16 protein-coding genes are annotated in these 11,632 nt (G+C 54.2%); 1 reads left to right on the top strand and 15 read right to left on the bottom strand.

Annotated features, from left to right (window positions below):
- Positions 1–686: 686 nt before the first annotated feature.
- The 6 genes from AC3WLP_RS14205 to AC3WLP_RS14180 form a co-directional block, all read right to left on the bottom strand.
- On the bottom strand, positions 687–1,067 hold the full coding sequence (locus AC3WLP_RS14205) for a hypothetical protein (RefSeq protein ID WP_088512173.1): 381 nt from the start codon (positions 1,065–1,067) through the stop codon (positions 687–689).
- A 1,207-nt stretch (positions 1,068–2,274) separates the two neighbouring features.
- Positions 2,275–2,679 (bottom strand): hypothetical protein, encoded by a 405-nt coding sequence (locus AC3WLP_RS14200; RefSeq protein WP_088512174.1) that lies wholly within the window; start codon positions 2,677–2,679, stop codon positions 2,275–2,277.
- Complete coding sequence (locus AC3WLP_RS14195) at positions 2,672–3,574, bottom strand: endonuclease/exonuclease/phosphatase family protein (RefSeq protein ID WP_143516700.1); 903 nt, start codon at positions 3,572–3,574, stop codon at positions 2,672–2,674. Before AC3WLP_RS14195 ends, AC3WLP_RS14200 begins: the two co-directional genes overlap by 8 nt.
- Positions 3,575–3,982: 408 nt before the next feature.
- Positions 3,983–4,153 (bottom strand): hypothetical protein, encoded by a 171-nt coding sequence (locus tag AC3WLP_RS14190; RefSeq protein WP_256596062.1) that lies wholly within the window; start codon positions 4,151–4,153, stop codon positions 3,983–3,985.
- Positions 4,154–4,196: 43 nt separating this feature from the next.
- A complete protein-coding gene (locus tag AC3WLP_RS14185) occupies positions 4,197–5,471 on the bottom strand; it encodes a Y-family DNA polymerase (protein WP_088512177.1) in 1,275 nt (424 codons plus the stop codon).
- A complete protein-coding gene (locus AC3WLP_RS14180) occupies positions 5,461–5,889 on the bottom strand; it encodes a LexA family protein (protein WP_041166989.1) in 429 nt (142 codons plus the stop codon). Before AC3WLP_RS14180 ends, AC3WLP_RS14185 begins: the two co-directional genes overlap by 11 nt.
- Before the next feature lie 102 nt (positions 5,890–5,991).
- On the opposite strand from AC3WLP_RS14180, the gene AC3WLP_RS14175 reads away from it, so the two are divergent.
- Complete coding sequence (locus AC3WLP_RS14175; protein WP_088512533.1) at positions 5,992–6,711, top strand: SOS response-associated peptidase family protein; 720 nt, start codon at positions 5,992–5,994, stop codon at positions 6,709–6,711.
- Here AC3WLP_RS14175 and AC3WLP_RS14170 read toward each other — a convergent pair.
- The 9 genes from AC3WLP_RS14170 to AC3WLP_RS14130 all read right to left on the bottom strand — a co-directional run bounded on the left by AC3WLP_RS14170 (position 6,674) and on the right by AC3WLP_RS14130 (position 11,624).
- Complete coding sequence (locus AC3WLP_RS14170) at positions 6,674–6,880, bottom strand: hypothetical protein (RefSeq protein WP_076402826.1); 207 nt, start codon at positions 6,878–6,880, stop codon at positions 6,674–6,676. The two genes, AC3WLP_RS14175 and AC3WLP_RS14170, sit on opposite strands and share 38 nt — an antisense overlap.
- 28 nt (positions 6,881–6,908) lie before the next feature.
- Positions 6,909–7,121 (bottom strand): hypothetical protein, encoded by a 213-nt coding sequence (locus AC3WLP_RS14165; RefSeq protein WP_076402825.1) that lies wholly within the window; start codon positions 7,119–7,121, stop codon positions 6,909–6,911.
- A 79-nt stretch (positions 7,122–7,200) separates the two neighbouring features.
- Positions 7,201–7,995 (bottom strand): DNA adenine methylase, encoded by a 795-nt coding sequence (locus AC3WLP_RS14160; RefSeq protein WP_076402824.1) that lies wholly within the window; start codon positions 7,993–7,995, stop codon positions 7,201–7,203.
- Positions 7,996–8,173: 178 nt separating this feature from the next.
- The gene (locus AC3WLP_RS14155) at positions 8,174–8,680 is read right to left on the bottom strand and encodes a DUF2514 domain-containing protein (RefSeq protein WP_076402823.1); all 507 of its coding nucleotides are present in this window, start codon (positions 8,678–8,680) and stop codon (positions 8,174–8,176) included.
- On the bottom strand, positions 8,677–9,126 hold the full coding sequence (locus AC3WLP_RS14150; RefSeq protein WP_088512178.1) for a structural protein P5: 450 nt from the start codon (positions 9,124–9,126) through the stop codon (positions 8,677–8,679). The genes AC3WLP_RS14155 and AC3WLP_RS14150 overlap by 4 nt, the downstream gene beginning before the upstream one ends.
- Positions 9,123–9,353, bottom strand: coding sequence for a hypothetical protein (locus AC3WLP_RS14145; protein WP_088512179.1), 231 nt, complete (start codon positions 9,351–9,353; stop codon positions 9,123–9,125). Before AC3WLP_RS14145 ends, AC3WLP_RS14150 begins: the two co-directional genes overlap by 4 nt.
- Before the next feature lie 61 nt (positions 9,354–9,414).
- Positions 9,415–10,014 carry a tail fiber assembly protein gene (locus AC3WLP_RS14140; RefSeq protein WP_232862770.1) on the bottom strand — a complete coding sequence of 200 codons (600 nt, stop codon included), beginning with the start codon at positions 10,012–10,014 and terminating at the stop codon, positions 9,415–9,417.
- Complete coding sequence (locus tag AC3WLP_RS14135; protein ID WP_103340212.1) at positions 10,014–10,610, bottom strand: hypothetical protein; 597 nt, start codon at positions 10,608–10,610, stop codon at positions 10,014–10,016. The genes AC3WLP_RS14140 and AC3WLP_RS14135 overlap by 1 nt, the downstream gene beginning before the upstream one ends.
- Before the next feature lie 9 nt (positions 10,611–10,619).
- Positions 10,620–11,624 carry a hypothetical protein gene (locus AC3WLP_RS14130; protein ID WP_232862769.1) on the bottom strand — a complete coding sequence of 335 codons (1,005 nt, stop codon included), beginning with the start codon at positions 11,622–11,624 and terminating at the stop codon, positions 10,620–10,622.
- Between the last annotated feature and the right edge of the window lie 8 nt (positions 11,625–11,632).

Raw genomic sequence — 11,632 nt, 5'->3', positions numbered from 1 at the left:
TCTCCCCCCCACCCAAACGCACCGGTTGGTTCGCGAATTGGTCCGGCGCTGATCTAGGACCTTCCATACCGATCACGCATAACGCTCACCGACACCGAGCGAAATCAACGGATTTGCAATCCGATACAAGAATTGCGGCAAGGTGCAGCCTGTGGCAGAGAAACAGTTCCAAAACTAAACTGGAGTCGCTCGTCTGCATCCCGCATTCTACAAGGGTCGCCGTTTTAGTTTTGGAACTATTTTGACCCCTTTTCCCCACACTCAGAGCTGCAGCAGCAGCGCTGAATAGAATCCCAGAAACACGCTTAACCTGACTTAGCTCAATTCGTTAGTGAACTGGCCCTACGGATTCCTGCGGACCCTGTTGCCGATCCAGCACAACAAGACGTGCGATGAAAAAATTGCAATCGCTTGAGAATGACCGTTATCGAGCCAGGGCGGTCGTTGGCGACGAGCGCCTAGTTCAGAAGTTGCATTAGAAAATATGCTCAGCAAAATAAAACCCGCATTGACTGAGAATTGTTGATTTAGTCAGCACCGCAAGAACTTGCACTCCCCCAGAGCACATAGATTTTTACCTATGTCGTCCCTGCAAGCCAAATATTTTCCCGAGAGTAATGAAAGAGGCGTCCAAATGCGCAAATTACGGACGCCACACGAACGACTCTAACCGCTTATGCGTAACGCTAGATTAGTTCAATCGTGACTGTGCAATCATTGAAGTCATAGTCTCTCTCACCATCATCATCACGACCATTGTCGTCAAACCCTATTACTGTAATGTTGCCTCCGTCTCGCGCGGATAGCACTTTCCCTTCAGGACTTTCCTTGTAGCCCCTCTCGAAATAATGGTAGTAGCCTGTGATTTCCACACGTCTGGTTTCTGGATGGGGTGCGGTCTCAAAGGTCACCGGCTGGCCATTTATAGCCTTTGCATCGTAGGTAGTTAAAACAGTACCTCCAGGAACTCTGATAGTGATGACTGCGCGCTGCCCCAGTGCAGAGGACCTATTCACTATAAAGCGTGCACCCTTGCCGCCAGGAATTGATGCCACAACAGTTGCCATTGCTTATCTCCTTTCCACGCACAGTGAAGTCGTTGATCATTTGCGTTAGGCTAGGGAGTTTAGTGTGACTTTGTATTTCCTCAACTGTTTGTAAAGCCATTCAAGGACAAGTAAAACTCCCTACGGGGTAGCATAGTCGGAAACCAAGGAAATTCTAGGGATCACATTTCAGTGCCGGCTATGATCTCTGCGATCTGTAAATCCTTGTTCAACATAGAGGTGACGTCGCATACACGACATCGTCTAGAGAGAAACACCGCAAGGGAGGAGGCGAACCATGCGGCCGTTTAGATTCGAAATGAGCATTGATCACCAGGCCTTATTTCCACCACTGTGTCCCTCACCTGCCCTCGACCGATTGCTACCCACACCGATCCCCAGCTATGGGGCGATGACTTCCATCCAATCGCCTTGGGGGTCCCTGGCATCGAATTTCAAGACCGTGGTACAAACGCCCAAACCTAAAGGCGCCAGCGGCGAAATCGGCTCCAAAACAATGTCGAAACGGTACGGCTAAAGGTCGCATACTGGGAGTGTCACTGATTCGGTTTTGGAATCGTTTTTCGCTGAAACGCCACTCGAAGGGTCATTAGAATCCGCCTCATTCCAACACTGAAAGAAGCTCACCATAGACATCCGAGCACTTCAATTTTTTCTACCATCGATACGCATCAACATCTAGCTACTCGACAACCGATAGATTAAGAACGCTTTCACCAAAGGGCTCCATGTGGCCTTCATAGAGCTCGGCTACTCGATCGTTACGGGCAGTTGACGAAGCCATTCAACGAACGGGGCTCGGAGCGTCAGATAGGCACAACGATTGAGACGTTAGCATGCCTCGCGCATTACGCCGGCTCGTACCTATTCCATGTGAACAACTGCTAGTTATGCAGTACGCGAAAAAAACACCCTCAGCTCCCGCTGCGAGTGACCTAGACATTAAAAACCTCAGAGCAGAGATTCGGTCAAGATTACAAGCTGTTATTCTTTCGCAAAGAGCGCACCTAGGTTTTAAGCCTCCACACCATCTGCATTGTGTGAGCTTCCTGTGGAAGCAGCAGCTCATCAACTTGAAGAATCCCGATGTGAGACTTAGCAGTAGCGCCCCCGATGTGCAACCAACACACTAGGTGACGCCAATCAGCGTTTACACCGCGCGCCTTACTTAATACGTTATTGCATAAACCCAACAAACCAAACCATCTCACCCCTCCGAGATCAAACTAAAGATGGCGTTAGCCACAAAATTAATTTGAACCACCTCGGAAAACGCCTGCTCGATCTCATCCACAGTTCCACAAACGAACTTAGAATGGTCCACCTCAATTATCACAGGAAACCCATTTTCCGAATTACGGATGATCGTACCTATCCTCGACCCTTTCCCTTTATCCACCTGAGACACAACAAAAATACTATCTACTCTATCCCCCAGCATACTCGCTCTATGACTTGGGTATTCATCAAAAACCAAAGCGACTTTATCTAATGTAACCTCCGAGATCATATCCGAAATATTTCGGAGTTTTTGCTCTATCTCTTTTTTGTTTAAATCAATTTTCTTTGCCGAACTGAGCCCAGCTTGGAGTGCAGATCTGAAATCAATCATAGTGCTTGGTTATCCTTCCGAAAATTGGCAGATGATCAAAATTTTTGAAAAAACCTTCATTCAGGTAAGCGTCCTCATGATAATTAAAAACGCTCGTACACTCCTCATCCAAGTGCCATGAGCTATGGCCCATAAACGCAGATGACACTATTATCTGATCAAAGGTAAACCATTTAGTCACATGAGAACTGGACTTGTAATAATAAGTGCCATGACAGGGGGAAACCTTCCCATTACGACTATAGGGTTTGAGCCCACCCAAACTACGCCAAAATGGATTATACATAATGTACGGTTTTTCGGCCACAACCCGCCTATCCCTGGTTGCTACCAGTTTGTCATAGATAGGTTTGTCAAACGGTTCGTTATTGTAATCCCCCATGAGTATTATTTTAGCAGCAAAGCCTTCTTCATCAAAAACGGAGTCTATATCTGCTCTTAAAGCATAACCCAGTTCGTCGCGCCCCAATTCAGGACGTGACATTTGACTAGGCCAATGTGAGACATAAAAATAGATTATCTCTCCACTGCCAGCTATTTCAAACACAACCCTAACAGCCACCCTGAGGCTACCGGAATAATGAGGGTAAATTATATTTCGACTCTCAACAAACTTCAGCTTCTCACTACGATAAAAAATCCCAATATCGAATATTATTCTACCTTCTTTACCTGTGATGCTTAAAGGCTCGAACCCCCTCCGAACAAATGACTGACCTAAAGTTTGTACGAAAGAGTCCGAAACCTCTCCGAAGGCGATCAAGTCCAGGCTCATCAATTCATCAAGATGGCAGAAACCAAACCATGGCCGTAGCGCGGAAGCAGCACTCGGTTCCTTAGCAGACGCAACGGGTGGTTTGAGGCCTACATTCCACCATGCGAACGTTATGTCCATCCGACTTTCCCTAGCACAAGCCGACTCCAACCATAAGACGATTGATTTAACGCGTTATTGCATTACAGAAATACTAGCCTTCACCATTAACAGCTTGGGGCGCACCTTAACTAGCGCCATGCTGAGTTGAGAAAATATGACAGAAGCTTAACCAAAGTTTGCCTGTGTTGGAAGGTCTAGTACAAATGCGCAGCGAAAAACGTAGATACGGCACCTACCTCTGTGCCGGCGTTGCGAAAAAACATCAAAAACCAGTAAAAACAAAAACTTAACCGCTAGCCCTGCGTCCCTGAACTGCGTCCACAACGTGGCAGGTCAATGACAAGGTCACAATATCTCGTGCTGAACTTGCTGATTCTCTGTTGAGCGCCCTGGAGAGCGCACGGACTCATATAGCCCGACGCTCGCTCAGCGAGCAGGTAAACTAAAGTCTTCAGTTTCAAGCAGCGCCCACAGCTTGGCCGCCTCGGTGAACTCCAGCATGTCAGCCAACTGGTCTGCGTCAACGTCGCTGCGTCGGTGCGCGGAAAACGCTAGCTCAACGAGCACCGCGGCCCTGCCATCGGGATCGGTCAACAAGGCAGGCTGGTCATTCAGCTCGGCCAGCCAACCCGATGGCGGCTCAACATTTGACCGTCCATAGCTGGTCGATCCGCGTGGTATAGGATTGGCTCATCATCTCCCTCCTCATACCCCAGTCCGGTGTCGCCGGCACGCTGGCGGACCGCACTGTCCCCCTCCCCCAGCGCTCGTTGATGCCATCCATCACCTGCATCAGCCGGTCACACGCCACCGCCTGTTTGAGCGCGAACAAATCTTCTGAGAATTCACCTGGTTGCCGCAGATCCATCAACAGCACCTCTGCCTTGCTGTATCGAAACCCTGGCCTGAAGATCCGGCCAACCGCGTCGGTCGCCAGCCTGGTCATCAGCAGCGTGTCGCAGGTGGGGTATGGCAGTTCTACCAATGCCCCTTGGGCGTGGTGCGCCTCATCCGGGTTGAACATCCCGGTGCGGATGCTGACGCGCATGCGCTTGCAAACCGATCCCTGGGCACGCAGCTTTTCCGCTGCTCGGCCAACGTAGGTAGCCACTGCCTGCTTGATCGGCGCTAGCTCAGTCAGCCGCTTGCCGAACATCCGGCTGCAGCAGATTTCCTGCTTCGGGGGCTCGGCCTCATCCAGCTCCAGGCAAGGCGTTCCAGCCAGTTCGCGGGCAGTCTTCTCTACCACCACACTGAATTTCTGTCGCAGCGTCCTGGCATCAGCCTTGGCCAGATCCATCGCCGTGTGAATGCCCATCGCTTCAAGGTGGGCAGTCATACGGCGGCCAACTCCCCACACCTCTTTCACCTCGGTATTGCGCAGCACCCAATCTCGCTTGAACGGATCGGTGATGTCGACCACGCCGCCGGTCTGGGCCTGCAGGCGCTTGGCCATGTGATTGGCCAGCTTGGCCAAGGTCTTTGTGCTGGCGATCCCAACCCCCACAGGTATGCCAGTGCACTGGAAGATCCTGGACCTCAGCTTTCGCCCGAACTGGGTCAAGTTTTCCTGAATACCGGACAGATCAGCGAAGCACTCGTCGATGCTGTAGATCTCGGTGGCAGGCACCATCGACTCGATCAACGACATGACACGCTCGCTCATGTCGCCGTAAAGCGCGTAATTACTGCTAAAGGCCATGATGCCGTGCCGACGTAGCTTGTCCTTCGCCTTGAAGTACGGCTCGCCCATCTTCACGAAAGGCTTGGCGTCGTATGACCTGGCAATCACGCAGCCATCGTTGTTGCTCAGTACGACGATCGGGGTCTTGGCCAGGTCGGGCCGGAATACACGCTCGCAGCTCGCGTAAAACGAGTTGCAATCAATGAGTGCGAAAACGTGATCACTGCGCATGGTCGCGAACGCTGTAACGCACAACGCCCCATACGACGAGATCATCGCCCTCCATGATGTACCGCGGCGGATACGCCGGATTCTCTGACTTGAGGATCACCACGCCATCGCGTCGGTGCAAACGCTTGCACACAGGCTCGCTGTTAACGGCAGCAATCACGATGTCGCCGTGCTCAGCCTCGCGGCCTCGGTCTACGATAACGAGGTCACCCGAGTAGATGCCTGCGCCTTGCATGCTGTCGCCTTCAACTTTCACTAGATACACATGGGGCGCGCGGAGGTCGAATAGCTCATCGAGGGAAATATGGCCCTCCAAGTGGTCCGCTGCAGGCGAAGGGAACCCGGCCGGGACGTGGAATGAGTACAGCGGTAGCGGTTCGGTACCACCGGTAGGCGTACCCAAGAATGTGATGGTCATGACGGAAGGTCCAATGCAAACTGTATGTATATACAGTAAATCTGGCATCGGATGCCCGGTCAATCCTGGGCGGTGAAATTTCTGACGGGCGAGAGGTGGAAGATGTGCGGACGGTACTCGATCTACGAGTCGATGGATCACTATCTGCGTCAGCTATCGTTGGACCTAGTGGTCATCAACGGCTACGACCATGAGCCGATCAACCGATACAACGTAGCGCCGTCCACTCACGTAGAAATCATTCGCCAAGTGGGGGATGGATTGAGCGTGGATCGGGTCAAGTGGGGATGGTCGCCGTTTTGGGCGAAGGGGAAACGTCCTGATCCGATCAATGCTCGGGCAGAGACTGTGGTGACGGGAAAATTCTTTAAGGGGCTGTGGCCAGGTGGCAGGGCTTTAGCTCCTGCTAACGGCTGGTTCGAATGGATACCCGACCCAGTAGACCCGAAACGGAAACAGCCGTACTACATCACAAGCGCCGATGGAGGGCCGCTCTACTTCGCTGCGCTTGCTGAGGTGCACCATAGCTTCGAGCCGGATGAGCGCGATGGATTCGTGATCATCACTGCAGCTGCGGACCAGGGGCTTATCGACATCCACGATCGAAAACCTTTAGTACTGACACCCGAACCCGCACGGGAATGGCTGGCCCCCGCCACCTCACCCGAACGAGCAGCGGCGATCGTCAAAGATGAATGCCGCCCTTCTCAGGATTTCCGATGGTTCCCGATAAGTAAGGCAGTGGGCAATGTCCGCAACCAGGGGCCAGCACTCATAAAACCTGTTAGTGAGGGGAGTCGCCAGGGCGACCTAGGACTTTAAGCTGGTAATCGGTAACCGCTTGGAATTGGGCTTCTGCGATCAGTCGTAGTCGCTCAATTTCAAGGGGTGACGCGCCATCGGCTTGGGCTTGGTGATAACGCTTCATAGCTTCGACTGCATCGGTGTACATCGGATGATCTGGGAACAGTAACAAAGGAGCTTTTGACATTACGGAGCCCTCATTCAGCAGTCGCTTTTCAATGAATAGTATCGGGCGGCTGTTTGGCTTCGATCAGCTGAAAATCGATGACTGCATGATAGAGGGAGTCCGCGAGAACGCGTAGCCGCTCCACTTCTTCAGCAGGCGCGTTGGCGGCCTCAGCTGCCCGGAACTCCCTCATGGCGTCGATCGCCTGCTGAATCAGAGCCTCGCCGGCCTCAACAATCCCTATGAAAGAACGCTTGACCACAAGTCACTCCTAGCGGCTGATGGAGAAAGCATAGGGTAAAACGAACCAAGCAGCTGCAGAGGACAAAGATCTCGGTGTTTCAGAACAGTTGCCCCAACTCCGCAGGCGTCCAGTTCATGATAATCAACTCACCGGTAATCTCTGCTTTGCCCTGACGCTGGTTGGTCGTCGTGTAGCGAATATCAACGCTCTCAAAGTGGAAGCCATCGAAAGCACGGCGAATATCTGGGTGATCGTTGATGCTCACCATCACCTTACCTTTGCAAGTGCGCATGAATTCCGCCATGCGCTCATATTGGTGGAACGGAAAGTCGACTCCGTAGCCAGCGGTTTGCCAGTAAGGCGGATCCATGTAGAAAAAAGTGTGATCTCGATCGTAACGCTGGGCGCAATCGAGCCACGACAGGTTCTCGACGTACGTACCGGCCAACCGTTGCCAGGCTGAGGAAAGATTCTCCTCAATGCGCAGTAGGTTGATGGCAGGCCCGGTGGTGGCAGTTCCGAACGTTTGCCCCGTAACCTTCCCCCCAAAAGCGTGCTGCTGCAGGTAAAAGAATCGGGCCGCTCGCTGGATATCGGTCAACGTCTCCGGTCTCGCCATTTTCTGCCACTCGAAAATCTGCCGGGATGAAAGCGCCCATTTGAACTGCCGGACAAATTCCTCCAGGTGGTTCTGCACCACCCGGTACAGGTTGACCAAATCGCCGTTGAGATCATTCAAGACCTCAACCTGGGCGGGTTGAGGCCGCATGAAGTAGAGAGCAGCGCCACCGGCGAAGACCTCAACATAGCATTCATGAGCGGGGAAAAGCGGGATCAAGCGGTCGGCCAGGCGGCGCTTGCCGCCCATCCACGGAATGATTGGGGTAGTCACTTTGCAAACCTTTACTGTATGGATGAACAGGTGCTAGGCTCGCCGTGCTTTGTGCACAGAGCGGGAGCCTTGGCTGGGCTTGCAGGTATGATCTGCGGGTTCGGCGGTCAGCAGGGATGTTGACGCATCCCCGGTGGCCGCTCTCTTTGCATGAGGCCTTCGAATTACTAGCGAGCGCTTACTGACGCTCGCTTGCGACTAGTGCGTCATGCTCGCGGGCGCATTGTTCACCGGCGATTCTGGCTCGGTCATAAGCCTGCGCCAGCTCTCGATTCGTAGCGACAGACCGCTCGAGCAGGTCGGAGAGCACCATGGCGGCGCGGGTGGCTGTCTCGCCTCGGGCGACAGCGGCGGTATCCGTGCCGGAGCAACTGACGGCGGCAGCGAACTGGGCGGCGTCACTGCGCAGCCGCTGGCCAGCAGCATCGGCGTCAGCAGCACCAGCATCAGCAATCGTTCTTTCTTCATGGGCTTTTACCCTCGCCTCTTGCTGCGCATCTGCGCGCCGGTGTTCTTCCTGACGCGCCGATCGCTCGCCAATCACTTCGGCGAGTCGGTCGCCGCTGTCCCGCTTCGCTGATTGCTGCCCGGCCTTGGCAAGTTCCACTGAACGGCCGTGCTCATAGGTCGCCCAGTGGGAAGCTATAAGCACCAGGCCTGCGGCAACTCCAGCCCACGGGCTCATGAAGTCAGGGCCCGCCGCACACCCTCGTCGACCACTTCAGCCTTGTATGGGTTGCCGCCGTTCTCGTGGACGATGATGCCCACCACAGCCTCACGCAGAACCTGCGGCTTGGAAATGTCGATGGAGTCGCGCACGCCCAAGCCGAGGCGCTTGGCGATGGCCTGCGCATAGGCCAGGGTGTTGTTCTCGCTGGCCGGCGCCCAGCGGTTGATGAATTCCAGTGGGGTGTCGATGCCAGGTCGACCCACCCCAGGCATGCCATCCTTGCCGCGGTAGTTGAGCAGTAGCTTGGCCAAGGCCCGGATACCATTCTCGGCTTGATCAAACCGCGCGAAACGGGGCTTGGTCACTCCCACCTCCAAGCCAAGCTGGCCCTGCCACGCATTACGGGGGTTGAAATCGATGTTGCCTGGATTGTTGTTCCGGACGCCGCGAGGAGTGCTCATTCAGAAGCCTCCTCGGGTGCATCTTCGGGTACGACCTCTTCCGGCGCCTGGGCAGTAACGGTCACCTCAGCTTTGAAGACCTTGAGCACCTTCGCGGTGGAAAGAACCACCCGTGGATTGGCCTGCAGCTCCTGTGTAGCAGCTGCCTCGGCTTCAGTCTCGGTGGCGAACTGGCGTTTGTTGATTGGGTTGTAGTCGTTGGTAGTGTCGATGACGATGAAAGGCATGGGTTTTCTCCAGGCAAAAAAATACCGCCGGGTGGCGGTTTGGTTTGGGTGTTACTGAAAATCAGGCCGGCACTTCAGGCCAGTCAATTTCGTGTGGGTAGCCTGCCTGCTCGGGCAACCGGCTCAGAACAATCCGATACCGCTTCCAAGCCTTGAGCGCCTCGGCTTCTTCTGTGGTCGCGTCCTCCAGGTCAACGGCATCCTGCAACGGCGCGATTGCTGCGTCTGCCACCAACCTACGGCGGGCGAGTTCAGCGACGGCAATTTCATGTTCATGCTGAATTGCCGCCAGGGCCTGGTCCTCGGCCGTCACTATCTGACCCCAATCAATGGCCGCATAACCTTGGCTCGGCGAAGGCTGCAAGGCACCAGGGATTGGCAGGGCCACTCTTCCATTTGCCGGTTCGACAATGTCAGCAGGGAATCGAGCAGCTTCGGAAGCGTCTGGACCGTGAGGCAGACTCAAGGTAATGATCAGTTGTCCATTGATCCGAACTACATCACCCACAACCCATTCGCAGCCAGTAGCTGTAGCTGGGAGAGAGGCGCCTTCTGGCAATGGCGAAAAATCCAATGTGAGACCATTCAAGGTCAAGCTGTCACCTTGCTTGAACACGGTTAGCTCACTATCAGCACGAACCGGCGATAGTTTGATTAGCATCAGAACCACCTTCCAACAGCGAGGTAATCGACACAAATTATAGTTGCAGAGCGAGAAACTTGGGTAAATACATAACCACCGGGCCACCGAGTCGTAGACAACAATAATCCGTCTGGTAAAGCTCCCGCCGCCATGGCGAACCATCCCTCACCTACTTCCAGTCCTGCACTAATTTGGATGATCGGTGCTGTTGCGAAAGCTATCGGGAACGATCTCGCCGCCTCAAGGCCTCCATGAAACAAAGGGCCCGTCGCAATGTTCGCGGTCCGAATAGTGCGATTTTTGAAAGTGCATATCTGCGTACCATCTGCAAAACGAACGTACTCCCCGTTCGCGTTATTTCCTCGCTCAATGATCGCGCCAGTTGGTACGCCACCGGATTGTCCAACGGCACCAAGTATGGTCGCTTTCCTGTAGCCGCCAGCGGCACTGATCGCAGCAGCCAAGCTGGCGGGGAGTGCCGTAGAACCTGCGGTACCTGCGAGAAAATCGTAGAGCTCAGTAAAGTTGCTGATTGCCTTGAACCAGGCGCTACGCCTGTCATCGCCACCGGCGCCGCTTGGCGCTGTTCCAAGGCTGATTACTTGTTTAGCCATGAGAGTTCCTTAAAGGGGCTTCATCGGTCGCGAGGCAAACAGTGTCCGGCCGTTCACACTCACAGGATTTATTCCGTCGTGATTTTCGCAGTACATCTGCAGCACGCCACGATTACCTGGGAGGAAACCTCCGAAGTTGGCGCGGATCGGCTGCGTTGTTTGCCCAACGTTGGTGCTGGAAAAAAGCGCATTCCCAAGCACGTAGTCTTCGTAACTGCCTGTCCAGCCCATCTGCGCAGGAGATGCGTAGTAGCCGGCACCAGTAATCGGTGTTCCGGCAGTTGCAAATGAGTTGGTCGCGGGCTGGCTGTTCAGCATCGAAAGGTTGGCAGAGGTGACAAAGAGACGGTTACCACCGGCATCCTTGACCGATGCTCCATAACCATCAGCGGGCGTATTCGGCGTCATGTAGCTCGCGCAGAACCACTTAATCGCCATCGGGTAAAGAGCTATATCCCCATGGGCCTGCCTGGCCGGAAAGGACTTTATCCGGAACCCGGTCCAATTTCCTGGCGAGCCTTTGACATGGAAGCTGCCGATCATCATGTAGTCAGCTGCATTGAAGAACACGAGTGGCCGCTCGTAGGTCGTCACCGGCTGGGGGAATGTCACCTCGCCCCATTGAATGAAACTTCCCGACCCAGGCCCTTGCTGCCCGAGGTTGAGCGCACCGTTGTACCTCACCGTCAGCACCTTGTTGATCGCGTCAATCTGGGTCCGGACGTTGCTGTTGCTGGCCCGGATACCATAGCTGCCAGGGGCTGCAAAGGGCTCGCCCCCCTGTGACAGGATCATCACCTGCCACGAGAGCGTACGAGGCTGGCGAAGCTGCAACTGCCCAGTTGAATACCACGCTTGCGGGCTGTAGGTGTTTTCGCCTGCGTCAAACAGCGCGTCCACTACCACGAACGAGGCTGCCTGGATCTCCGGTATGGAGATGTACTGGTCGAACGCCCCATTGCCCGCCACCTGCATCATTTTCAGCGAGCGGATGGGCGTGATGGTTGTGTCCATGGAAATGA

Source organism: Pseudomonas sp. FW305-E2 (assembly GCF_058782925.1).
Note: the sequence above shows the minus strand (reverse complement) of the source record. Positions and strands in the feature narration are given on the sequence as shown.